Raw genomic sequence first — 23,190 nt, 5'->3', positions numbered from 1 at the left:
TCCCTCGCTGTTGGTGGCTATAGGTTGCCACCATGGCGCCCAGACGCCTCGGCGAGGGGCGAGTCCATCCAATTACCAGGGCATGTATCACGGTTGCAGACCATGCAACATTGCCCGCGATAGTGCATGTATCCCGATTGCCGGCCATGCCGCATTGCCCGCGATTCGGCGGTAGGGTCGCATCCCTATCGACCGCCGTTACGTTGCCCGCGTTCGGTTGTGGCATGAACATTGGCGGGGAAGGCGTTTGTTTTTGCCCGGGTTCATGCGCTACCGGACGTTGCGCCGGTATCGGCGAAGGGTAGCTCTGCCGCTTCGCAGGTGGCGGTGATTACGCGTTGCGCTTCTTCCAACGCGGGGGTCAGGACCGCCAGGCGCGGCCTTCTGTCCAGCGTGCAGGCCAACCCTACGTCCAACAGCGCGGCGTGCGCTTCGTGCAGCGCGTCGCGCGTGCCGCCGGGCAGCCAGGCAATACCGGCCAGCTGGTCGATCAGGCTGGGGGTATCGCGTGGCTCCAGCACCTGTGGGTGCGTGCCGGCGCTGTCCAGCACGCCGGTCTGCAGCAGGAACTCCAGGTCCACGATGCCACCGGCGCCCTGCTTCAGATCCCAGCGCGCGGCATCGCTGCGGTCCAGTTCGGTGCGCATGCGGCCGCGCATCTTCACCACGTCCGCGTACAGCACCTCGCGCTCGCGCGGGCGCGCCAGCGTGGTGGCACGGATCCGTTCGAAATCGGCCAGCAGGCTGGCGTCACCGGCAATGCCGCGTGCGCGAACCAAGGCCTGGTGTTCCCAGGTCCAGGCACGCTCGCGCTGGTACTCGGTGTAGCTGGCCAGCGAGGACACCAGCGAGCCCTTGCCGCCATCCGGGCGCAGGCGCACGTCGATGTCGTACAGGCGGCCGGCAGCGGTGACCGCGCCCAGCAGCGCCATCACCTTCTGCGCCAGGCGTGCGTACCAGCGGCCCGGGTCGAGCGGGCGGGCGCCGTTGCTGCTGTCCTGGTTGGCCGGGTGATCGTGCAGGAAGACCAGGTCCAGGTCCGAGCCGAAGCCCAGCTCCAACCCGCCCAGGCTGCCGTAGCCGATGATCGCGAACCGGCCGCCCGGCACTTCTCCGTGCGCGCGGCGCATGTCCGCATCGGCCATCGCCAACGCGGTGACCACCACCGCCTGCGCGAGCTGGGCGAGCTGGCGGGTGCTGTCCACGGCGCGCTGGCGGCCATCCAGCGTGGCCAGGGCCATGCGGAAGCTCAGCGCAAGCCGGGTCTCATTGAGCAGGCGCAGCGCGGCTTCGGGGTCGTCCACGGCCAGCGCGGCATCGCACTCGGCCTGCATGGCGGCGGCATCGGGCATCGGGCCGGACACGCGTACATCCAGCAGTTCGTCCAGCAGCAGTGGGTAGGCGGCGATGCGCTCGGCCAGCAGCGCGCTGCGGGCGAGCACGTCCACCAGCCTGGCCAGTGCGCTGGGCTGTTCGTCGAGCAGTGCGAGGTAGCTGGTGCGGCGCAGGATGGCCTGCAGCAGGCCTAGCACGCGCTTGAGCGCGGCGTCGGGCTGCGGCGAGCGTGTGGCAGCGTGCAGCAATGCGGGCAGCACGCGGTCGAGGCGTGCGCGCGCGTTGTCGCTGAGCGACTTCACGCCGAGTGATTGGGCGAAATCGCGCAGCGACTGGTCGGCGCCGCTGGGGTCGTGGAAGCCGGCGTTGGCCAGCACCTCGGCATCGCCGCTGTCGGGCAGGCCGCGCCAGTAATTGGCCAGCGCATCGGGGGCGGCCTGGCCGGCGCGCGGGGCGAGCAGCGCGGCGAACTCGGTGCTGACCCGGTCGCGCTGCACATCCAGTGCGGCCAGCAGCGCGTCCCAGTCGGTGTAGCCCAGGCCGCAGGCGATGCGCAGGCGGTCGGTGGGGTCGGTGGGCAGCGCGTGGGTCTGGGCATCGCGCAGCATCTGCAGGCGGTTTTCCAGGCGGCGCAGGAAGCCGTAGGCGTGCAGCAGGTCTGCGCCATCCTTCGGCGCCATCTGCCCGCAGGCGACCAGGGCGGGCAGCGCATGCAGCAGGCGGCGCTCGCGCAGGCTGGCTTCGCGGCCGCCGCGGATGAGCTGCAGCGCCTGGGACAGGAATTCGATTTCGCGGATGCCGCCGGGGCCGCGCTTGATGTCGTCGAACATGTCGCGGCGCGAGACTTCGGCGGTGATGGCCGCCTTCATTTCGCGCAGGCCATCGAGGGCGGTGAAATCGAGGTAGCGGCGGTAGACGAACGGGCGCAGGGTCTGCAGCCACGCTTCACCGGCGGCGATGTCGCCCGCCACGGCGCGCGCCTTGAGCCAGGCGTAGCGTTCCCAATCGCGGCCTTCGCGCTGGAAGTACTGGTCCATGCCTGCGAAGGACAGCGCCACGCGGCCGGCGCTGCCGAACGGGCGCAGGCGCAGGTCGACGCGGTGGCTGAAGCCGTCCACGGTGGTTTCGTCGAGCAGGCGCGCCAGGCGCTGGCCGAGCCGGGCGAAGTATTCCTCGGCGGCGAGCGGGCGCGGGCCGTCGGATTCACCGCCCTGCGGGTAGGCGTAGACCAGGTCCACGTCGGAACTGAAATTGAGTTCGTCGCCGCCCAGCTTACCCAGGCCGAACACCACCAGCTGCTGGGTGCTGCCATCGGCGGCGCGGACCACGCCGTGGCGGGTGGCGAATTCCTGTTCCAGCGCGGCCAGGGCCAGCGCCAGGCATTCCTCGGCCAGGCGGGTGGCGCCGGCCAGGGTGGCGGGTACGGCGTCGAGGCCTTCGAGGTCGCGCCAGATCAGGCGGGTGGAGCAGGCGGTGCGGTAGCGGCGCAGGCGCGCCGGCCAGTCGGCGGGCTGCTGGGTATCCAGTTCCGGGAGCGGCAGCGGCGGGCAGTCGGTTTGGGTCAATTGCGACAGAAGCGCGGGCTGCCGGCACAGGGTGTCGAGGGCGAAGTCGCTGGTGATGGCGAGCAGGCGGAGCTTGGCGAGGACCGGTTCCGGCGGCGGCCAGTTGCCTGAGTCGTTCAGGCTGAGCGCAAGACGCGCAAGCGCGCGGTCGACGAGCGGGACAAGGGTGGCGGGAACGGCATCGGCGGAAATCGGCATAAGGCGATTATGCATGGGGCCGCACGCGGCACCCGAATGCACGGTGCGTGTGGGGGTCCGTGTATGCGGCGCGGGCGTAGGGTCGGTTCCCAAACGACCGCCGATAACGGGTCCACGCACGGTAACGCATTACCGTTGGACAACGTAAACGCCTTCCCCGCCGGAGGTCATGCCCCATCGAACGCGGGCGGTGCCACGGCAGCCGATTGGGATGCGACCCTACCGCAAGGCGGCCACACCGTGGTGTCCCCGTGAATGAATAGGGCACCTGCCAAATTTTGGGCATAAAAAAGCCCGCTTGCAGCGAACTGCCAGCGGGCTCTGCTCCCTCCCCCACGTCGGGATGCAGGGCGATCTTCTAGGCTCCGCGAACAAGTTGCACGCTGCACTGCAAAACAATACTGGCGGGTACAGATGCCCTCATTTAACTGAATAGGACCTCATATACCGGGAGAACGCCATTCCACCTTGGTCGCACCCGGGACGGTGGTGCGATGGCGGATAATGAATATCCCCCACAAAACGTAGTCGTCATGTCCGTTGATCGCATTGCCGACGCGCGCCTGCGCGCTCGCGTTGTATCTGCCGAAGCCGCCGCCGCGCTGATCCAGCCGGGCGAAACGGTGGCCATGAGTGGTTTCACCGGCTCGGGCTATCCCAAGGCGGTGCCGGTGGCGCTGGCCCAGCGCATCGAGGCCTTCCACGCCGACAACCTGCCCTTCCAGATCAGCCTGATGACCGGCGCCTCCACCGCGCCGGAACTGGACGGCGCGCTGGCCAAGGCGGACGGCATCGCCATGCGCATGCCGTTCCAGAGCGACCCGGACGCGCGCAACCGCATCAACGCCGGCCTGCTGGACTACATCGACATCCACCTCAGCCACGTGGCCCAGCATGTGTGGTTCGGGTTCTATGGCGAGATCGATACGGCGGTGATCGAGGTTTCCGCGATCCGCGAAGACGGTTCGCTGGTGCCCTCCACCTCGGTGGGCAACAACAAGACCTGGCTGGACCTGGCCAGGAAGGTGATCGTCGAGGTCAACGAATGGCAGCCGGCCGGCGTGGACGGCATGCACGACATCTACTACGGCACGGCGCTGCCGCCCCACCGCAAGCCGATTCCGCTGATCCACGGCAACGACCGCATCGGTGAAACGGCGCTGCGCTGCGACCCGGACAAGATCGTGGCGGTGGTGCGCACCAACGGCCCCGACCGCAACAGCCCGTTCAGCCCGATCGATGCCACCAGCGAGCAGATTGCGGCGTACCTGATCGAGTTCCTGCAGCACGAAGTGGCGCGCGGCCGCCTGCCGGCCAACCTGCTGCCGCTGCAGAGCGGCGTGGGCAATATTCCCAATGCAGTGCTGGCAGGGTTGGGCAAAAGCGGCTTCCGCGACCTCAGCGCGTTCACCGAGGTGATCCAGGACGGCATGCTGGACCTGCTGCGCGACGGGGTGCTGAGCTATGCCTCGTGCACCGGGTTCGCGCTGAGCCCGCAGGCCAATGAAACGTTCAAGGAGAACATCGATTTCTACCGCGAGCGCATCATCATGCGCACGCAGGAGATTTCGAACCATCCGGAGCTGGTGCGCCGCCTGGGCTGCATCGGCATGAACGGAATGATCGAGGTGGATCTGTACGGCAACGTCAATTCCACGCATGTGATGGGCACGCGGATCATGAACGGCATTGGCGGTTCGGGTGATTTCGCGCGCAACGGGTTCCTGTCGGCGTTCCTGAGCCCGTCGACGGCCAAGAACGGCACCATTTCGGCGATCGTGCCGATGGTGAGCCATGTGGACCACACCGAGCACGATGTCTCGGTGATCGTGACCGAGCAGGGGTTGGCGGATCTGCGTGGGTTGCCGCCGCGCAAGCGTGCGCGGGTGGTGATCGATAATTGCGCGCATCCGGATTTCCGCGACCAGCTCAATGATTATTTCGAGCGGGCCAGCCGCGACAGTTACGGCAAGCACACTCCGCACCTGTTGCCGGAAGCGTTGTCGTGGCACCAGCGGTGGTTGGATACTGGGACGATGAAGGCCTGAGATGATGCAACGAAAAACGCCGGGATTTCCCGGCGTTTTTTGTTCGCGATGGTAGGGTCGGTTCCCGAACGACCGCCGATAACGGTGCAACGTCCGGTAACGCATGACCCCGGGCAAAAACAAACGCCGTCCCCGCCGGAGGTCATGCCACAACCGAACGCGGAAAATTCCACGGCGGTCGATTGGGATGCGACCCTACCGGCGCATCCCATTGCCATTTAGATTCGGAGACTATCGAGCGATTCCTGCTGCAGGCGCTCGTAAATCACGAACTCGTCCTCTACCTTCATGCCCAATGCCTGCTCGAACGCATCGCGGTTGGCATGGGCGGCATAGGCGCGCTGTTCTTCGCCGCCGAGGTTGGACTGGAAGATGCCCGCGGCACTGACCGGCAGGAAATCTTCGTAGACGATCGGGTCGGCACTGGCCAGCCCTGCCGCTACCAGCGCTTCGGCCGGCAGGTCGCCCACGGCGGCCGGGTTGGCGCGGCCGGCGTCCGTGAGGGCGTAGCGGTAGTAGCCCAGCCCTTCGCGGCGCAGGGTGTCGTGGTCGTCCGGGAAGGCGGTGAACGCTGCGGCCAGGCGCGTGGGGTAATCCTGCCCGGTGCTGCCGGCGCCGCCGGCATCGCGGGCCTGGGCCAGCAGCTGGTCGTACAGCGCGCGGCCCTTGGGCGTGAGGGCCAGGCCACGCTGTTCGATTTCGCCGAAGCGCGCGGTGTGGGTGCCGGCATCGGCGCCTTCGCCATCGGGGAAGTTCACCGTTTCCTCCAGCGCCTTGAAGCTGGTCTGGCGCAGCAGGATCGGGCAGCGGCGCGGCGGCGGGCCTTCGACCACGGCCTTGGCATCGATGCCACGGGCGAGCATGCCCGCCTGCGCGGCGTCGATGTCCAGCGTGCGCGGGGTGAGGTGGTTGATGTGCGGGCCACGGAAGCTGACCACGTCGGCCACCAGGCGGTGGGCGTTGCTCAATGCCTCGTAGGTGGCCAGCGAGACGGTGGCATCGCTGTGCCAGCGGAAGGTTTCCAGTGCGGCCAGCACGAAACGGCGGGCATCGTTCTGCTCCAGCCCGCATTCGCGTTCGGCCTGCTCAATCAGCGCCAGCGCTTCATCGGTGAAGATGCGGCGGCGCGCGAGGATGCGCGCGGATTCCTCGCGCAGGGCTTCGTCTTCGATCAGTTCCAGGCGCAGCAGCGAGGTGAACACGCGGAACGGGTTGGCGGCCAGCGCGGCAGCGGTGCGCGGGCGGAAGGCGGTGGAATGCACCGGCACGCCGGCCACGGAGAGGTCGTAGTAGCCGATGGGGTACATGCCCATGACGGCGAACAGACGGCCCAGGGTGGCCAGCTCCTCGGCGGTGCCGACGCGGATGGCGCCGTGGCGCTCCTGCGCCAGGCGGCCGCGTTCGTCATTGCGCTCGAGCTGCTCGGCCAGTGCCGGGTTGTCGGTGAGCACGGCATCGTTGATCTCGGCCACCAGGTCGACCAGGGTGCCGTACAGCGGCACTTCGGTGCGGTACATGGTGGACATGGCCTGGGCGAACAGGCTGCGGATATCGTCGGGTGAAACGAAACGGTCGGCGCTCATTACGTACTCGGCAACGGATCACGGGGAACAGCAGGTACCCATTGTCGCCGAGGTGGGCCGTACCGGGCGAGGTGCACAGCAGCATTGGGGGGAGTGCCCCACGCGATGCATGGATGGGTAGGGTTGGTTCCCAAACGACCGCCGATAACGGGTCAACACCCGGTAACGCATGACCAACGAGCGGAGCAGGAGCCGTCCCCGCCGAAGTTCATGTAGTCCGGCGCAGATGGGACCTGGAGGGTCAGCGGGCGCGTTTGGTTTCGGCGTCAGCAGCGGCTTTGTCGCGCTGGGCGCGGTCGCCGAGCTGGCGCTTGAGGGTGGCGTCGAGGGTGACCGGGCGGTCCCAGTGGTCGTGGCTGGCCACGATGGCGTGGCGCAGGGTGCGCCAATGCGTGTTGCTGGGGGTGACCGGCATCCTGGTCACCACGTCGGCCCAGCGCTTGTCATCGCCTTCGTCGGGCACGAAGCGCGACCAGGCCTGCACGGCGTCCCGGCAGGAGCGCTCGGTGGCCTTGGCCCAGAAGCAGGCGAAGTAGATGTCGCCGGCCTGCCAGCCATGGGTGTAGAACAGCGCGGCGATGTAATCGCGCGGGACACTGGCGTAGCGCGCGACCTCGTCGAGGAAGCTCTCCGGGTAGCGCTCGGCGTAGTGGTTGATGTCCTGCAGCTGGTCATCAACCCAGGCGTCACCGGTGTGGACCTGGTAAGCCTGGGACTTTTCCGGGGTCTGCTGCGCGGCCGCCAGCAACGGCAGCCACAGCAGCAGGGCAACCAGCAGCAGGCGCAGGCGCTTCACCGGCTCAGCCGCCCGCCGCCTTGGCTTCAATGGCGCGCAGGGCCTGCGGCCAGTCGAACGCGGTGGCCGCTTCGACCATGCGCGGCTCATCGGCGGACACGCCATGCTGGGTTTCATGCGCCCAGGTCACTGCATACGGGGTATGGATGCCCCAACCGCCCAGGGTGACCACCGGTTCGATATCCGAGCGCAGCGAATTGCCGACCATGACGAAACGCTCCATCGGCAGGTCGAACTCTTCGAGCACGCGCGCGTAGGTTTCCGGATCCTTCTCGGACACGATTTCGATGCGCGGGAACAGGTCGCGCAGGTTGGCCACCTTGATCTTGGCTTCCTGGTGGAACAGGTCGCCCTTGGTGATCAGCACCACTGGATACTCGCGGGCGATTTCGGCGACGGACTCGCGCACGCCATCAATCAGCTCCACCGGGTGGCGCAGGGTGTCATGGCCGATGTCGAGGATCAGCTGCAGGTCGCGTGCGGCAATGGTCTTTTCAGTGATCTCGATGGCCGCTTCCAGCATCGACAGAGTCATGCCCTTGACGCCGTAGCCGAACACGCCGAGGTTGCGCTGCTGCACTTCGAGCAGGTGGCGCGCGGTGGCGGTGTCGTGCACGTCGATGTAGCGCGACAGGATGTCGAGGTAATCCTGCTCGGCCTTGCGGTAATAGTCCTCGCTCTTCCACAGCGTGTCGTCACCGTCAAAACCGACCAGACCGATGGCGCCGGTGGGCGCGGGCATGGAGGTCATCATCGGGCAAGGATACCAAGCGGAAAAGAAGGAAGGGCGGCCCAAGCCGCCCTTCCAGGCCATTCACCGTTGTCCAGCGGTTTCAGGCAGTTGCGTGGTTACCGGCCCGGGGCGGCGTTGCCGCCGGCTGCGGCGCCCTGCTGGGCGGCGACGTAGGCTTTGTACTCGTCCGGGGTGAGCTTGCCGTCTTTGTTGGTGTCGGCCTGGTCGAACACCTGGGCAAGGCCTGCGTTCACCTGGGCCTCGGTCTTGCTGATGGCGCCGTCACCGTCGGTATCGACGCTGGCCCAGGTCTGGCCGCCACCGCCGCCGGCCTGCGCCGAGGCCTGGGCGGCCGCGCCGGTGGCCGCATCTGCCGCCTGGTCTGCCTGTGCCGCCGACTGCTGGGCCTGCGCGGCCTGGGTCTGGGCCTGCGCGGCACTCTGCTGTGCGGTCTGTGCCATCGCCGGAATGGCCAGAACACTGCCGGCGGCGACGATCAGGGCGATCAGGGGCTTGCGGTTGCGAATAGTCATTGGGTGGTCTCCTTGTGGGATGTTGCGCGGCTCGTTGTTTTCCGCACGGCCCCACATTGACACCCCGTTTGTGAATCGACCTTGCCCTGCAACCGGCCTGCGCACGCGGTCTTAACCACACGCGCGCAGCGCTCCCTTACCCCTGCGGTTACGCGCAGGTGAGCGGTTGGTAAGACGATCATTCAATGGGCCCGGATTTAACCGGTTGCGAACGAAAACTCAGGGGTTGCTGGCGTTTTTTTCGCCTGAGCGGGAACTGAATATCAGCCAGCCCAGTGCAACACCGCCCAGCGCACCGGCCACTTCAATCACCACGCGCGAGCCCAGTTCGTTCGGATCGTGGATGGTGGCCAGGAACAGGCGTGCATACAGCGGCGACTCCAGCCGCATCATGCCCATGTAGAACAGGTTCCAGGCATCGATGCCGGCGGATGCGACCACGGACATCACGCAGGCCCAGCCAATGGCGTGCCCGTCGGACCACCCCGCCCAGCGGCACACCCGGTGCCACAGTGCGTAGACCAGCAGGCCGACCAGCAGGGCGATGAGCCCGGCTTCCAGCGTGCCCAGCAATCCAAAGTGCAGCGGCAGGTTCATCGTGGTCCGGGCGTTGGGGGAGCGCGCATTGTAGCGGCGCGCCGACCGGACGCAGGGGCTCAGCGCACCGGCACGTCGAAGGCGGTGGTCGGGCTGGGTTCGGGGGTGAGGGTGAAGTGCCACCATTCCTGCGGATAATTGGCAAAGCCATGGCGCTGCATGGCCTGCAGCAGGGTCTGGCGGTTGCGGTACTGGGTGGGGGTGATGTCGGGCGCGTTGGTATGCGCGCGCGGGCCGAAGAAGTCGAAATCGGTGCCCATGTCGACCACGCGGCAGGGGTCGCTGCGGCAGTCGAGCAGGCCCAGGTCGACGGTGGCGCCGCGGCTGTGGCCGGAGGTTTCGGCGATATAGCCGCCCAGCAGCGCGGGTTTGTCGAGGCTGGGGTACTGCTGCGCCTTGCGCGACTGCTCCAGCGGGTCGTTGGCCCAGTCCACGAACGCCCGCACCGACTGCGCCGGGCGGTAGCAGTCGAACAGCTGCAGGCCGTAGCCGTTGGCGCGCAGGTCGGCTTCCACCTCGGCCAGCGCCTTGGCGGCCGGTCGCAGCAGGAAGCATTTGGGCGCTTCGTAGCCCGGCACCGGGCGGCCGGTGAAGTTGTTGGCGCCGGCGTAGCGCATGTCGAGTTTGATATCCGGCGCCAGCGTGGTGATGTCGACCAGGCCGGCCTGCTCGGCGGTGCGCACCAGCGCGATGTGCACCGGCTGGGCCGACACCACCGCAGGCGCGGCCAGGGCGAGCAGCAGGCTAAGGGCAATCGCCGATGCGGGTGAAGTGCAGGTCCTGGTAGTCATAGCTGAAGTCGATGTCCGGATCGATCGCGCTCAGGCGGAGCGTGGGCGGGGTACCCGGCACCACCCGCAGCCAGGGTTCTGCATCCGCCCCGAGGGTATCCCACTGCACCAGCCAGCGGGAATCGAGCTGCATCACGGTTCCGCGCAGTGTGGGCGATTTGTCCACGCTGAAGCGCAGGGTGTTGTTTTCAGGGCACAGGCGCGCCTGGCCCAGCCAAGGGTCGCGATAGAGGCCTTGCACGGCTGCGGGATGGTCGCCACCGCGTAGAGCCACGCCCTGCGTGGCTGCGGGATGGTCGGCGCTGCTCAGCCACGCATGGCGTGGCTCTACGGGTTTGCGCGCGCTCGTATCGGGGCGCACATGGCCCGCCGCATGGCGGCTGGCTGTTTCGGCCTGCAACTGCGCGGCGTAGCTGGCTACGGTCTGCTTCTGCGCCGGGGCGGTGTGGTGCTTCAGCGCGGCCTGCATGAGCACGGTGCGTGCATCCTCGCCTTCGCCGTTGATCAGGATCACCACGCCCACCCTGCGGTCCGGCAGCAGCGCGAGCGAGGAATACATGCCCGACAGCGTGCCGGTGTGGGCGACCTTCCACTGCCCGTCCATGTCCGACAGGCGCCAGCCGTAGCCATAGGCAGAGAAGTGCGCGTTGTCCCAGCGGCGCTGGCGTTCGCCGAGCGGCATGGGCATGTGCGCGGTCCACAGCGCGCGGCGCTGGGGTTCACTGAGCCAACCAGGCACCCGCGTGGGATCCAGCAGCACCTGCATCCAGCGGGTCATGTCGCGCAGGCTGCAGCGGATGCCGCCGGCGGCCATCGAGGTCAGGTCCGGGGCGACGTCGGAATCGGCGTTGACGACCACGTTGCCACTCCCGCGCCGGGCATGCGGTTGCGCCACGTTGCCCACCTTCGCCACCGACCACGTGCCCGCCTGGCAGCGGGTCATGCCGAGCGGGATGAACACTTCCTCGCGCAGCAGCTGGTCATAGGGTTTGCCACCGGCGGCGGCGGCTACTTCACCAGCCACCACGTACATCAGGTTGTCGTAGGCGTAGCCGCTGCGGAAGCTGGTGACCGGCTTGAGATGCTCCAGGCCGGCGATGATGTCGGTGCGGGTGAACGCATTGGGTTCGGGCCACAGCATCAGGTCGCCCGCGCCCAGGCCGAGCCCGCTGTTGTGGATGAGCAGGTCGCGGACCTGCATGTGTTGGGTGACCCACGGGTCGTGCATGCGGAACTGCGGCAGGAACTTCGTCACCGGGTCGTCCCAGGCGAGCAGGCCACGGTCGACCAGCCGCGCCAGGACCGCGGCGGTCATCGCCTTGCTGTTGGAGGCGATCTTGAACAGGGTGTCGGCGTCGATCGGCTCGCCGCTGCCGGCGCGGCGTTCGCCACGGGTGCCGGTGAATACCACCTGGCCGTTGTCGACCACCGCCATGGCGATGCCGGGCAGGTGGTGGTGTTCGACGGTGCTGTCGAGCATCGCGGTGAACGGGGACGGGCCGGCCGCTGACGCAGGCAATGCGGCCGCCAGGGCGAGGGACAGCAGCAGCGTTGTGGATCGGAACAGAGGCGTGTGCATGGTTGCCGTATCGGCGGGGGACGGTCCTGCCGTCCCCCGCGCTGTCGATCAGAAGTTCCAGGTCACCATCAGCTGGGTGTAGCGCGGGGCCTGCCAGCGCGTGCCGGTGTTGAAGGTGTTCTCGCGGTACTGGCCCGGCTGGGCTTCATAACGCTGGTGGACGTTGATGACGGTCTGGTTGTTGAACAGGTTGAACACCGACAGCCGGGCGCTCAGGTCGATGCCTTCCACCGGCAGGCGCCAGGTGACATTGGCGCCCATGGTCCAGGTCCACGGCAGGCGACCATAGGCACCGCGCGGGGTGTATTCGAACTGGCGCTGGTCGTACGGGCCGGAGCAGTTGGCCACGCACAGCCAGCCGGTGCCGCCGCCACCGCTTTCGTTGGAGGTGCTGCCGCCAGCGACCGTGTCGTTGGGCCACATCACGCCAAAGGCGGTGACCGGGCCACCGGACTGCACCTGCAGCGTAGTGCCGAACGACCACTGTTCATTGAGCGCATACGCAGCGCGAAGCTTGAACTGGTGGCGGAAGTCGTTGAACAGCACGCCATAGCGTTCGTTGTTGGACGGGTGGTCCCAGTGCTGGACCATGCCGGTGTCGCCGTAGCCGGTATCGGAGTTGACCGGGCCTTCGAAGTTGCCGTCGCTGCGCGACCACAGGTAGGAGGCGTTGAACAGCCACTTCTCGTCCCATGCGCGGTCGATCTGGAATTCCAGCGCCTTGTAGGTGCGCTTGGGCTTGGAGTAGCCCACCACCTCACCGCTGCCGCCCTTGCGGTAGCCACTGTTGGCGGTATCGATGGTGATCCAGCCTTCGGTGGTACAGCCGATGCTGGAGTCGCCCCAGATGGTCAGGCTTTCGCCCGGGTTGGCGATCGGCCACAGGGTGGTGCCGGTCGGGCCGCACGGGGTGTAGTTCAGGCGCATGTCGTCCAGCGCGCGGTCCATGGTGCGGTAGGTGGCGTTGACGCCCCACGACCAGGCCTGGTTGATCATGCTCTGGAAGCCGAGGATGTATTCGTCCTGGTACACGGCCTTGAGGTCGCGGTCCACGCTCTGGCGCAGGTCGGCCGCGCCGGTGTTCATGCGGGTATCCACCGGGCCGATCTGCTGGCCGATGATCGGTGCCATGTAGGGCGCACCGGTGACCGGGTTGGCCTGCTGCTGCCAGCCATTCAACACGAAGTAGGAGTACTCGTCGGTGAGGCCGCCGGCGAAGTTGACGTTGATGTTGTTGGTCACCGGCAGGTAGTAACGGCCAGCGTTGCCGAACAGCTTGGTGGTGGCATCACCCTTCACGTCCCAGGAGAAGCCCACGCGCGGTGCGATGAGGTCATCCATCTTGATGAAGGCATTGCCATCGGCGGTGCGGTTCTCGAAGCGGTCCCAGCGCACGCCCAGGTTGAGCATGAGGTTGTTGGTGACGTTCCAGATGTCTTCCAGGTAGAAGGCGTTGGCTTCGGTTTCGAAGGTACCGCCGGACACGCGGTTGCGCCCGCGCAGCATCTCGGTGACACCCGGCGGCACGAAGGCGTTGGCGCCATCCCACACTTCATCGCCGGGGCGGGCTACGTAGGCGGTGTAGCTGAGCTGGGTCGGGCCCGGGTAGCGGGTGGACTGCTCGGTGGTCATCAGCTCGCGGTCCACGCCGAAGCGCAGCAGGTGGCGGCCGAGCTGCCATTCGAAGTCCAGGCGGGCCACGTCGCGGGTGTCGTCGCGCTCGGCCACGGCAGCGCCGGTCGGGTGGCAGCCGGGGCGCAGGCCGTTGAGCTGGCCCAGGCGCGAGGCATAGCTGGGATCGGTGAACACCGGGCTGCAGGCTTCATCCAGCGAGGAGCTGGTGAACGCACGCTGGTTGTTCTGGCCGACCATGGCGCGGGCGGTGAAGTTCTCGCCGAAGTGGCCGGTGTAGGTGGCCGAGTAGTTGCGGCCGCCGCTTTCGGTCACCGAATCGCCGCCCCATCCGCCGATCTGGTTCTCGTCCCAGTCATAGTTGTAGGAGCCGTTGGTGACATCGCCTTCGTCGGAGAACGCCAACAGGGCCAGGCTGTGGTTGTCGGTGATGTTCCAGTCGAGCTTGGCGCCCCAGAAGCCGTTGTTGGCTTCGTTCTTGAACCAGGTGAGCGCGTCGTTGGAGGTATTGTGGCCATGGTCGTTGCGGTCTTCGTACATGGCAAACAGGAACAGCTTGTCCTGCACCAGTGCGCCCGAGCCCCAGACATTGGTCTTGAAGAACGAGCTGTCGTCACGGCTGGCATAGGAATGCGCGGTGCCGTCGCGGTGGAAATGGTCACGGCCGCTGGAGCGCCACGCGCTGGGTTCGGCGGTGACTTCCACGCCGCCCTGCAGTTCGTTGCTGCCCGAACGGGTCACCGCGTTGATCACGCCGCCGGTGGAACGGCCGAACTCCACCGAGTAGCCGCCGGTCTTGACCTGGAACTCGCTGAAGAAGGCGAACGGTGCGCTGGAGAAACCGCGCCGGGTGTACATGTCGGTGACGTTGAGGCCGTTGATGAACACCGCGTTTTCGGCCACCGACGAACCGGCGAAGGACAGGCCGCCAAACGTGGAGTTGCCGCCGACCACGCCCGGCGCCAGCAGCGCCACCGCGCTGAGGTCCTGCGCCACGGGCAGGCGCTGCAGTTCCTGGCGGTTGACGTTGAAGGAGGTTTCGGTGGTGGATACGTCCACGCGGTTGACCACGCGCGTGCCGACCACCTGCAGGGCATCGAGGTTGACCACGCCGCCACCACTGGCCAGGTTCACCGTGGTGGTGCCGCCAATGGCCACGCTGACCGCCACCGGGTCGCCGAGCTTCTGGCCGTCGCGGCTGAGCTGCAGCTGGTAATCGCCCACCGGCAGCTGGCCGAGGCGATAGCTGCCATCGGCGCTGGCGGTGACGGTGCGGGTCAGGCCGGTGCTGTTGCTGACCACGGTGACCTGGTCACCGGCGCTGGCCCGGCCGGCCACCGCACCGCTGACTGCCTGAGCGTATGCAACCGTTGGCAGCACGCTGCCGAAACACGCACCCAATGCGACGCATAGCGCCGCCCGCTTCAAACCGTTCGCTTTCATTCCCTGCTCTCTCCTTCAAGGGTGAAAAATTAATGTTGATCACCCCACCAACGGTGGGGTGCTACCGCGGTGTGGCAGGCACCACGTGCGACTGGAAGTCGTAATTCCATTGATCGAAGTACAGGTTGCCGCCGGACCATTCGACCTCGCCGCGCTGCGAATCCACGGTGTCCGAGCGCGGGTGCTGCTTGGCCGGCTGGAACGGCTGCTGGAAATCGTCGTTGAAGGCGATGCGGTAGGCATCGAGCCCGCCGAAGTAGAAGTCGCGCAGCGCCGGGTCGGCGCTTTGCAGGCGGCCGGTGGTGACATCCATCGGCACCCAGCCATACGGGGCCAGGTACAGCGCGCCCCAGTCGTGCAGGTTGTTGTAGCCCACCGCGTCGTCCGAATAGACCATGCCGGACTGCCAGCGCGCGGGAATGCCGTTGAGGCGCAGCAACGCGATCAGCAGCAGCGTCTGCTGGCCGCAGTCGGCATGGCCGGCGTGCAGGGCGTAATCGCTGATGTTGGAAATGGTGGAGTATTCGCGCGCGCCGGCCCACGGGATCTGGTCCACCGCGTCGAACAGCTTCTGGGCGATGCGGTACGGGTTGGTTTCATTGCCGACCACGCGCTGCGAGAACGCACGCAACGCCGGGGTGAACACCACGTGCGGTGGCTGTTCGGCCAGATAGGGTTGCAACGCCGCATCGGCCGGCGTGGGCAGCACCTTGGCCGGATCGATCTCGATGTGGCGGGCGTAGACGGTGACGGCATAGCGGATCTCGAAGTGGGTCGGCTTGCCGGCCACTGCTTTCTGCTGCAGATGGACGGTGCGCTGCTGGGCTGCTTCGGGCGCGATCACTGCGCCACTTTCGGGGCCGATCCAGCTGATGTCTTCCTGCTGGCCAGGAATGGCGCGCGGGTAAGGAATCCATGCCTGCAGCAGTTCGCCGGCGGGCACGGCATCGGGTTTGACCGTGATCGACTGGGTGACTTCCACACGGCGCGGCACCACGCTGCGGGTGCCGCTGGCCTTGGCCGCCGCGATCACTTCTTCATGGTGCGGGGCGAGGTTCTCGTACGGGCCATCCACCGGCAGCGGGACGTTGGCTGCGCGGCGTGCCTTGGCTTCGGCGCTGACCCGGAACAGGTTGGCCGGCGCGCGCTTGAAGTAGCGGCGTTCACCGTCGATATCCAGGTGTTCAATCAGCCCGGCGGCGTCCCAGCGCGCGAATTCGTCATCGCGCAGGTCGGGGATCTGCTTGCGCACCAGGGCCTTGGCGGCGGCCTCGTCCAGGGTGAAGTCCAGCCGCATGCGGCGCATCCGCTCGCGCTGGAACGCATAGGCGGCACGTGCGTCTGCGCTGAGCGCGGGGTCGTTGATGGCCGCAGCGATGCGGGCATCGGCAGCGGCAAAGTCGCCGTGGTCGATCTGCGCCACCACCGCATCCAGCGCCGGCCCCTGTGCCCCGGCCGAGGCAATGCCCAGCAGCAGGCACGCCGCTGCGGCGCGCCGGGCGAAGGTCGAGGCAGGTGAACGCGGTTTGCGTACGGGCAGATCCACGGCGACACTTCCCAAGGTGCAGGTGGTAATCGCTGTGTAACACGGGCCTGACAGGTGGTCAATAATTTATTCTTGCTTTCGCTGGAAAAAGGAATAAATATTCCTGACGCTTTCGAGGAGGGTGACCGCTCCATGATCCAGGCTTCCCCCCGCCGCCCCGTGCGGCCTGCGTGGCCGGCGCGCGCCCTGCTGGTGGCACTGGCGCTGCTGCCCGCCGGCGCGACCTGGGCCGACGCGCCCTTTGCGCCGCCGGCGGCATTCGGCGGTGTGACCGGATTGCGCGAGGCCTACCTCGACCCGGCGTTCTGGGCGGCCCGGTTGCCCGATGCCGACCGGGTGATCCTGGATCGCGCCGGCATTGCCGCGCAGAACACGCGGATGCGCGCTGAAGACGACTCCATCCATGACCTGCGCGCGCTCCCGGCCCAGCTGACGCGTGCGCGGGTGCTGGCCGACATCCAGGCGCTGTCGCGCTGGCCGACGAAGCCGTTGTTCGGCGAAGACGAGCAGCCGATTCCCGCCACTGCACGTACCGCCATCGAGGCGAACCTGGCCCTGGCGGCCATTCCCGCCGAGCGCCCGCTGCAGTACGGGCTGGTGACCCACCGCGCGGCGCTGCGTGCGTTCCCGACCGCGCTGCGGGTGTTCACCGCGCAGGGCGACACCGATATCGACCGCTTCCAGGAATCGGCGCTGTTCCCCGGCGACGCGGTGGCGGTGCTGCATGAAAGCGCCGACGGCCAGTGGCTGTTCGTCACCAGCGAGCGCTATTCGGCGTGGATTGAAAAGCGCTTCGTTGGCATTGGCAGCGCGGACACCGTGTTCGGCTACGGCCAGCACGGTCCTTACCGGGTGGTGACCGGCGCCACCGCCTTCACGGCGTTCACCCCGGAAGAGCCGCGGGTATCGCGGCTGCAGCTGGAGATGGGCGTGCGCGTGCCGGTGCTGGCCGATTGGCCGCTCAACCAGACCGTGAACGGCCAGCAGGCGCACGCCGCGCACGTGGTGCAGCTGCCGGTGCGCAATGCCGATGGCACGCTGGCGCTGGTGCCGGCGCTGCTGCCGCGTTCGCAGGACACCGCCAGCGATTACCTGCCGTTGACCCCGCGCAACGTGCTCACCCAGGCGTTCAAGTTCCTGGGCGAGCGCTACGGCTGGGGCCATTCGTACGACACGCGTGATTGCAGCGGCTTCGTGTCCGAGATCTACCGCAGCTTCGGCGTGCTGGTGCCGCGCAATACCAGCGCGCAGGCAGTCAGCCCGGCGCTGGACCGCATCGCCTTCAGCGACAAGGACGGCAAGGCCAGGCGCAACGCGGCCGTGCAGCAGCTGCAGGTGGGCGACCTGGTCTACATTCCCGGCCACGTCATGGTCACCATCGGCCAGCTCGACGGGCAGACGTGGATGATCCACGACACCGCCGGCGGCAGCTGGTTCGGCCACGACGGCAATCGCGTGCAGGCCCACCTCAACGGCGTTTCGGTGACTCCGCTGCAGCCGATGATGGCCAGCGACACCGTGAGCTACATCGACCGCATCACCAACATCCAGCGCATCCGGCCCCAGACTCCTTGATGAAAATCACCGACATTGAACTTGGCATGCTGCGCGTGCCGCTGAAAACCCCGTTCAAGACCGCACTGCGCACCGTGGATACGGTGGAAGACGTGGTGGTGCTGGTGCGCACCGACACCGGCCACACCGGCTATGGCGAAGCGCCGGCCACGGCGGTGATCACCGGCGATACCCACGGTTCGATCATCGAGGCGATCAACACCTTCATCAAGCCGCGCCTGGTCGGCCAGGACGTGGCCGAACTCAACCGCAACTGCGCGCTGATCCAGTCGTCGATGGAGCGCAACACCAGCGCCAAGGCGGCGGTGGAAATCGCGATGTACGACCTGTGGGCGCAGCTGCACAAGGCGCCGCTGTACCAGATGCTGGGCGGTGGCGACCCGGTGATCACCACCGACATCACCATCAGCGTGGATTACATCGACAAGATGGTGGCCGATTCGCTGTCGGCGATCGACCGTGGCTTCGAGTCGCTGAAGATCAAGGTCGGCAAGGACATCGGGCTGGATATCGAGCGGGTGAAGGCGATCCACGCCGCCGTGCAGGGCCGCGCCCTGCTGCGGCTGGATGCCAACCAGGGCTGGACCGCCAAGCAGGCGGTGCACGCCATGCGCACGCTGGAAGAGGCCGGGGTGGTGCTGGAACTGCTGGAGCAGCCGGTGAAGGCAGCCGACATCAGCGGGCTGAAGTACGTGACCGACCGGGTCAACACGCCGGTGATGGCCGATGAGAGCGTGTTCAACCCGGGCCAGGTGTTCGACCTGATCCAGCAGCGCGCGGCCGACATCATCAACATCAAGCTGATGAAGACCGGCGGGCTGTCCAACGCGATCCGGATTGCCGACATCGCCGCCATCTACGGGGTGCCGTGCATGATCGGCTGCATGATCGAATCGAGCATCAGCGTGGCCGCGGCCGTGCACCTGGCGGTGGCAAAAAGCGAGATCATCACCAAGGTGGACCTGGACGGCCCGTCGCTGGGGCAGTTCAATCCGGTCACCGGCGGGGTACATTTCAACGAGTCGGAGATCACCATCAGCGATGCGCCCGGCCTGGGCATCACCGAGGTGCGCGGGTTGGAGATGATCAAGCCGCCGCGCTGGTAACGTCCCCCGTCCCCTTTTTGATGACCCCATGCCGCCTCTGGTGAAAATCCGCTCCGAGCGTGACCACATGTCGGCGATCGAACGCCGCATCGCCGATTTCATCCTCGACAATGCCCACCTGCTGCGCGATTACTCGTCGCAGCAGCTGGCCAGCGCGCTGGGCATCAGCCAGTCCAGCGTGGTCAAGTTCAGCCAGAAGCTGGGTTTCAAGGGCTACCCGGACCTGAAGTATTCCATCGGCCAAGCCGTGGCCCGCGCCGGCAACGATCCGGCCGCCGGCCCGCCGGCCGCCGCGCCGGGCAACGATTACGACCAGCTGGCCGAGCGCCTGCGCCTGAGCCGCACCGCGGCCGACGAGGAAACCCGGCTGGCCAACCCGCAGGCGGACGTGGAAGCGATCGTGCAGCTGATCGACGGCGCGCCCAAGCTGTTCGTGTACGGGCTGGGCGACGATGGCCTGTATGCGCGCGAGTTCGCGATGCGGCTGTCGCTGCTGGGCATGCTCACGGTGCAGCACGCCGACCCGATCCTGATGATGGCCAACCTTTCGGCGGCGCGGCCGGGCGATGTGCTGCTGGTGTTTTCCGAATTCGGCAAGCTGCCGCAGCTGTTCCAGCTCTCGCGCCAGTTCCAGGACGTGGGTGGCAAGGTGGTGTCGATCACCCGGCACAGCGCCAACCCGCTGCGCGCGCACGCCGATGGCGCGCTGGTGGTGTGCGCGCACGATCCGGCGCCGCACGTGGCACAACTGTTGTACCGTTCTGCCTTGCAGTCGCTGCTGGACTTCGTGTTCGTGCTGCTCTGCCACGCCAACCCGGACCGCCACCGCCAGCTCGGGGTGAACCTGGAACGGATCGAACACCTGATCGACACCTGATTCCCGGAGTGCACCCGATGCTGTCGCTGCTGCGTACCGCCTTTGCCACCGTGCTGGTTGCCAGCGCCCTGCCCGCGTCTGCACTCACCCCCGTGGCCACGCCGCTGCTGGACAACGGCCAGATGATCGTGGTCACCACCGACGGCTGGGATGCCACCCAGGGCCGCCTTCAGGCCTATGCACGCACCGCGCAGGGCTGGCAGCCGCATGGCGCCGCGTTCGATGTGGCGGTGGGCCGCAACGGCAGCGCCTGGGGCGTGGGCGTAGCGCCCGCGCCGGACGGCAGTGGGCCGCAGCAGCCGGGCGAGCCGGTGAAGCAGGAAGGCGACGGCCGCAGCCCGGCCGGGATGTTCAGGATCGGCCCGGCGTTCGGCTATGCGCCGAAGGTGGCCAGCGCGATGCCCTACCAGCCGATGCTGGAGAGCAGCTACTGCATGGATGTGCCGGATTCGAAGTACTACAACCGCATTGTGGATGCCGACGTCGTGGGTGCCGATGCGGTGGAAGGCTCCACCGAACCGATGCGGCTGGACCTGCACAACAAGGGCGACGTGCGCTACCGCGAGGGCTTCGTGATCGAGCACAACCCGAACGCGGAGCCGCGCCGGGGCAGCTGCATCTTCGCGCACCTGTGGCGCACGCCGGGTGAGGCCACCGCCGGTTGCACGGCGATGCAGCCCGAACACATGCGCGGCCTGCTGGCTTGGCTGGACCCGGCCCAGCGCCCGGTGTTCGTGCTGCTGCCCCGCGCGCAGTACCAGCGGCTGCAGCAGGACTGGCAGCTGCCGGCCCTGCCCAAGGCCGCACGATGAGCGCCGCGCCCGAACCGCAACTGGAACGCGCGGTCAGCCGTTGGCAGATCGTGGGGTTGTCGATCAACGATGTGATCGGCAGCGGCATCTACCTGCTGCCGGCCGCGACTGTGTTGTTGCTGGGGCCGTTCAGCCTGTGGGGCGTGGTGGCTGCGGGCATCGTGGTGGCACTGCTGGTGCTGTGCTACGCGCAGGCGGCCAGTTACTTCGATGAACCCGGCGGCAGCTACCTGTATGCGCGCGAGGCGTTCGGGCGCTTTGCCGGGTTCGAGATCGGCTGGATGATCTGGCTGACCCGGATCAGTTCGGCGGCCGCGTTGAGCAACGCGCTGGCCGATGCGGTGGCACGGTTCTGGCCCTGGGCCGGGCACGACGTGGGCCGGGTGCTGGTGATCGTGGCCTCGCTGGGGTTCCTGACTGCGGTGAACGTCGCCGGTGTGCGCTCGGCGGCGCGGACCGGGATCGTGCTGGTGATCGGCAAGATGCTGCCGCTGCTGCTGTTCGTGGCGATCGGCGCGTTCTACGTGGATACCGACCTGGCCTTCTCCGGCACCCGCCCGGACCCGCACGACCTGCAGCGCATGGGCGAGGCGGCATTGCTGCTGCTGTATGCCTATGCAGGCTTCGAGAACATCCCGGCCGCGGCCGGTGAGTACCGCAATCCGCGCCGCGATATTCCGTTCGCGCTGATTACCATGATCATCACGGTGACGGTGATCTACGGCGCGGTGCAGTTCATCGCGCAGGGCACGCTGCCGGGCCTGGCCGATTCGGCCACGCCGCTGGCCGATGCTGCCGCCGGCTTCGGCGGCGAGGCGCTGGCCCTGATCCTCACGGTGGGCGCGACGATCTCCATCCTGGGCACCAACAGCAACACGATGATGATGGGCCCGCGCTTCCTGTTCGCCCTGGCGCGCGATGGCTACGGGCCGAAGCTGCTGGCGCAGGTGCACCCGCGCTTCCGCACGCCGGCGGCGGCGATCATCACCCAGGGGCTGATCGCGCTGGTGCTGGCGTTGTCCGGCTCGTTCGTGCAGTTGGCGCTGCTGTCGATGACCACGCGCCTGTTTGCGTACATCGGCACGGCGGCAGCCGTGATCGTGCTGGCCCGCCGCTTCCGCGACCGCCCCGGCGCATTGAAGCTGCCCGGCGGCCCGCTGATTCCGATCCTGGCGCTGGTGCTGTGCCTGGCGCTGTTTGCCAGTGCCAGCTGGCAGAACATCGCCGCGGCGCTGATCGCGTTCGCGGTGGGCGCGGTGATCTACCTGTTGCCGCGCAAACAGGAAGGCTGACGGGCGGCCGGGCACCGCGCTCAGACACGCATGGCGTGTCTCTACAGCTGGTCACGTACGCGTAGTGACACGCCATGCGTGTCAACGCCATCCGTGCCAGCCGACCCGATTAAACGCCAGCACGAAACCTTGATGCAGCATTCACCCCACGCGCCCGCCGTGTTAACCGGCCCTTGGGTAGGTTGAAGCCTCACCCAACCGGAGCCCCACATGAGCCCTGACTACCAGATTCCCGGCCGGGTGCCGGAAGACGGCGTGCCGCGCGAAGCGGTCTCGGATTACTGGCGCGAGCGCTTCAGCGCCGAGCCGTACTACGACAGTGACCTGGCGTTCGAGGATTACGAGCCGGCCTATTACCTCGGCTACAGCTCCCGCCACGCCCGCACCCGCGCCGATGAAATGATCGACGCCTACGAGCAGGTGGAAGCAGAACTCGAATCGCGCTGGGCACGGGAACAGGCCACCAGCAAGTTGACCTGGGCGCAGGCCCGCAACGCGGTCCGTCGCGGCTGGGACGAATCCACCGCCCTCCACCAGTCACACCTGGACAAGGGTGTCCCGCGCGGTACCTGAGTACCGCGCAGCCGGGCGCTGGATTACTCCGCGCGCGGAATCGGCGGAATCTCGCGATCACCCGCGGCCATCAGGTCGCGGGTGTTCTTCTGTACGGCCACGGCGCCAAACAGGCTCAGCGCGAAGGCCATGCCGTAGAAGCCCTTTTCGCTGAGCAGCAAGGTGGCGTTCCACAGGCCCACCAGCAGCAGCAAGAGCGACACCAGCAGCGCGAACCAGCACAGCGAGTAGTACAGGCTGCTCACCGGAATGCCTTCCACCCGGTCGCGCACGCTCTTCTGCAGTGACACGGCGGCGAACAGGCCGAACAGCAGCAGGGTGAGGTAGTAGCCCTTTTCGTTCAGTGCCATTTCGGCGTTGAACAGGCCGACCAGGTACGCCACGGCGCCCAGCAGCAGTGCGGTCCACGAGGCGGCGATGAACGCCGGAGACGGTTTGGTGACCTGAGGCTTCATTGTTCAAACTCCCTTTTGATGGCGCCTACGGTAGCCGATTCCCCCGCACCCGCCTACGGGGGTGACGTATGGTCCACGCCCCCTTGATGGCCATGGTGTACAACAACAGCTGGCCATTCGC

The 23,190-nt window shown here is 67.3% G+C and carries 18 protein-coding genes; 7 read left to right on the top strand and 11 right to left on the bottom strand.

Annotated features, from left to right (window positions below; genetic code table 11):
• Positions 1 to 263: 263 nt before the first annotated feature.
• Positions 264 to 3,098, bottom strand: coding sequence for a bifunctional [glutamate--ammonia ligase]-adenylyl-L-tyrosine phosphorylase/[glutamate--ammonia-ligase] adenylyltransferase (gene glnE, locus KVS69_RS12230; RefSeq protein WP_217538241.1), 2,835 nt, complete (start codon positions 3,096 to 3,098; stop codon positions 264 to 266).
• A 533-nt stretch (positions 3,099 to 3,631) separates the two neighbouring features.
• Here glnE and KVS69_RS12225 point away from each other — a divergent pair.
• Positions 3,632 to 5,146: an acetyl-CoA hydrolase/transferase family protein gene (locus KVS69_RS12225; protein WP_068848813.1), complete on the top strand. Its 1,515-nt coding sequence runs from the start codon at positions 3,632 to 3,634 to the stop codon at positions 5,144 to 5,146.
• 218 nt (positions 5,147 to 5,364) lie between these two features.
• Here the strand turns inward: KVS69_RS12225 and KVS69_RS12220 are convergent, their stop codons facing one another.
• From KVS69_RS12220 to KVS69_RS12180, 9 genes are all read right to left on the bottom strand, one after another.
• On the bottom strand, positions 5,365 to 6,729 hold the full coding sequence (locus KVS69_RS12220) for a VOC family protein (RefSeq protein WP_217538231.1): 1,365 nt from the start codon (positions 6,727 to 6,729) through the stop codon (positions 5,365 to 5,367).
• A 241-nt stretch (positions 6,730 to 6,970) separates the two neighbouring features.
• Positions 6,971 to 7,525: a hypothetical protein gene (locus KVS69_RS12215; RefSeq protein WP_093532993.1), complete on the bottom strand. Its 555-nt coding sequence runs from the start codon at positions 7,523 to 7,525 to the stop codon at positions 6,971 to 6,973.
• 4 nt (positions 7,526 to 7,529) lie between these two features.
• Positions 7,530 to 8,279, bottom strand: coding sequence for an HAD family hydrolase (locus KVS69_RS12210; RefSeq protein WP_217538229.1), 750 nt, complete (start codon positions 8,277 to 8,279; stop codon positions 7,530 to 7,532).
• A gap of 95 nt (positions 8,280 to 8,374) precedes the next feature.
• On the bottom strand, positions 8,375 to 8,791 hold the full coding sequence (locus KVS69_RS12205) for a calcium-binding protein (protein ID WP_095364451.1): 417 nt from the start codon (positions 8,789 to 8,791) through the stop codon (positions 8,375 to 8,377).
• Between the two features lie 219 nt (positions 8,792 to 9,010).
• Positions 9,011 to 9,388 (bottom strand): hypothetical protein, encoded by a 378-nt coding sequence (locus KVS69_RS12200; RefSeq protein ID WP_068848803.1) that lies wholly within the window; start codon positions 9,386 to 9,388, stop codon positions 9,011 to 9,013.
• 59 nt (positions 9,389 to 9,447) lie between these two features.
• Positions 9,448 to 10,179 (bottom strand): M15 family metallopeptidase, encoded by a 732-nt coding sequence (locus tag KVS69_RS12195; RefSeq protein ID WP_217538228.1) that lies wholly within the window; start codon positions 10,177 to 10,179, stop codon positions 9,448 to 9,450.
• A complete protein-coding gene (locus KVS69_RS12190) occupies positions 10,133 to 11,758 on the bottom strand; it encodes a serine hydrolase domain-containing protein (protein ID WP_217538227.1) in 1,626 nt (541 codons plus the stop codon). Before KVS69_RS12190 ends, KVS69_RS12195 begins: the two co-directional genes overlap by 47 nt.
• Before the next feature lie 48 nt (positions 11,759 to 11,806).
• Positions 11,807 to 14,833: a TonB-dependent receptor gene (locus KVS69_RS12185; RefSeq protein WP_068848797.1), complete on the bottom strand. Its 3,027-nt coding sequence runs from the start codon at positions 14,831 to 14,833 to the stop codon at positions 11,807 to 11,809.
• A gap of 61 nt (positions 14,834 to 14,894) precedes the next feature.
• Positions 14,895 to 16,310, bottom strand: a complete 1,416-nt coding sequence (locus KVS69_RS12180) for a transglutaminase domain-containing protein (protein WP_217538239.1) — start codon at positions 16,308 to 16,310, stop codon at positions 14,895 to 14,897.
• A gap of 201 nt (positions 16,311 to 16,511) precedes the next feature.
• Here KVS69_RS12180 and KVS69_RS12175 point away from each other — a divergent pair, with 201 nt between their 5' ends.
• The 6 genes from KVS69_RS12175 to KVS69_RS12150 all read left to right on the top strand — a co-directional run bounded on the left by KVS69_RS12175 (position 16,512) and on the right by KVS69_RS12150 (position 22,614).
• Complete coding sequence (locus KVS69_RS12175; RefSeq protein WP_217538226.1) at positions 16,512 to 17,954, top strand: SH3 domain-containing protein; 1,443 nt, start codon at positions 16,512 to 16,514, stop codon at positions 17,952 to 17,954.
• Positions 17,954 to 19,060: a dipeptide epimerase gene (locus KVS69_RS12170; RefSeq protein WP_217538225.1), complete on the top strand. Its 1,107-nt coding sequence runs from the start codon at positions 17,954 to 17,956 to the stop codon at positions 19,058 to 19,060. Before KVS69_RS12175 ends, KVS69_RS12170 begins: the two co-directional genes overlap by 1 nt.
• A gap of 28 nt (positions 19,061 to 19,088) precedes the next feature.
• Positions 19,089 to 19,937, top strand: coding sequence for a MurR/RpiR family transcriptional regulator (locus KVS69_RS12165; RefSeq protein WP_217538224.1), 849 nt, complete (start codon positions 19,089 to 19,091; stop codon positions 19,935 to 19,937).
• A gap of 17 nt (positions 19,938 to 19,954) precedes the next feature.
• Positions 19,955 to 20,749: a L,D-transpeptidase family protein gene (locus tag KVS69_RS12160; protein WP_068848787.1), complete on the top strand. Its 795-nt coding sequence runs from the start codon at positions 19,955 to 19,957 to the stop codon at positions 20,747 to 20,749.
• Complete coding sequence (locus tag KVS69_RS12155) at positions 20,746 to 22,041, top strand: amino acid permease (protein WP_093532984.1); 1,296 nt, start codon at positions 20,746 to 20,748, stop codon at positions 22,039 to 22,041. The genes KVS69_RS12160 and KVS69_RS12155 overlap by 4 nt, the downstream gene beginning before the upstream one ends.
• Positions 22,042 to 22,251: 210 nt before the next feature.
• Positions 22,252 to 22,614 (top strand): hypothetical protein, encoded by a 363-nt coding sequence (locus KVS69_RS12150; RefSeq protein ID WP_068848783.1) that lies wholly within the window; start codon positions 22,252 to 22,254, stop codon positions 22,612 to 22,614.
• 23 nt (positions 22,615 to 22,637) lie between these two features.
• On the opposite strand, the gene yiaA is transcribed toward KVS69_RS12150, so the two are convergent.
• On the bottom strand, positions 22,638 to 23,069 hold the full coding sequence (yiaA, locus tag KVS69_RS12145; protein WP_068848781.1) for an inner membrane protein YiaA: 432 nt from the start codon (positions 23,067 to 23,069) through the stop codon (positions 22,638 to 22,640).
• Positions 23,070 to 23,190 lie beyond the last annotated feature (121 nt).

The sequence above is a fragment of the Stenotrophomonas sp. GbtcB23 genome (assembly GCF_019091045.1).
Taxonomy (GTDB): Bacteria; Pseudomonadota; Gammaproteobacteria; order Xanthomonadales; family Xanthomonadaceae; genus Stenotrophomonas; species Stenotrophomonas rhizophila_A.
The sequence above is the reverse complement of the archived record's forward strand: the minus strand, read 5'-3'. Positions and strand labels throughout refer to the sequence as shown.

Bases quoted from the DNA above. Each gene is read 5' to 3' on its own strand.
- KVS69_RS12170 (WP_217538225.1), top strand. From the start codon at position 17,954: ATGAAAATCACCGACATTGAACTTGGCATGCTGCGCGTGCCGCTGAAA.
- glnE (WP_217538241.1), bottom strand. From the start codon at position 3,098: ATGCCGATTTCCGCCGATGCCGTTCCCGCCACCCTTGTCCCGCTCGTC.
- KVS69_RS12160 (WP_068848787.1), top strand. From the start codon at position 19,955: ATGCTGTCGCTGCTGCGTACCGCCTTTGCCACCGTGCTGGTTGCCAGC.
- KVS69_RS12195 (WP_217538228.1), bottom strand. From the start codon at position 10,179: ATGACTACCAGGACCTGCACTTCACCCGCATCGGCGATTGCCCTTAGC.
- KVS69_RS12190 (WP_217538227.1), bottom strand. From the start codon at position 11,758: ATGCACACGCCTCTGTTCCGATCCACAACGCTGCTGCTGTCCCTCGCC.
- KVS69_RS12210 (WP_217538229.1), bottom strand. From the start codon at position 8,279: ATGATGACCTCCATGCCCGCGCCCACCGGCGCCATCGGTCTGGTCGGT.
- KVS69_RS12185 (WP_068848797.1), bottom strand. From the start codon at position 14,833: ATGAAAGCGAACGGTTTGAAGCGGGCGGCGCTATGCGTCGCATTGGGT.
- KVS69_RS12175 (WP_217538226.1), top strand. From the start codon at position 16,512: ATGATCCAGGCTTCCCCCCGCCGCCCCGTGCGGCCTGCGTGGCCGGCG.
- KVS69_RS12205 (WP_095364451.1), bottom strand. From the start codon at position 8,791: ATGACTATTCGCAACCGCAAGCCCCTGATCGCCCTGATCGTCGCCGCC.
- KVS69_RS12150 (WP_068848783.1), top strand. From the start codon at position 22,252: ATGAGCCCTGACTACCAGATTCCCGGCCGGGTGCCGGAAGACGGCGTG.
- KVS69_RS12225 (WP_068848813.1), top strand. From the start codon at position 3,632: ATGTCCGTTGATCGCATTGCCGACGCGCGCCTGCGCGCTCGCGTTGTA.
- KVS69_RS12155 (WP_093532984.1), top strand. From the start codon at position 20,746: ATGAGCGCCGCGCCCGAACCGCAACTGGAACGCGCGGTCAGCCGTTGG.
- yiaA (WP_068848781.1), bottom strand. From the start codon at position 23,069: ATGAAGCCTCAGGTCACCAAACCGTCTCCGGCGTTCATCGCCGCCTCG.
- KVS69_RS12200 (WP_068848803.1), bottom strand. From the start codon at position 9,388: ATGAACCTGCCGCTGCACTTTGGATTGCTGGGCACGCTGGAAGCCGGG.
- KVS69_RS12165 (WP_217538224.1), top strand. From the start codon at position 19,089: ATGCCGCCTCTGGTGAAAATCCGCTCCGAGCGTGACCACATGTCGGCG.
- KVS69_RS12220 (WP_217538231.1), bottom strand. From the start codon at position 6,729: ATGAGCGCCGACCGTTTCGTTTCACCCGACGATATCCGCAGCCTGTTC.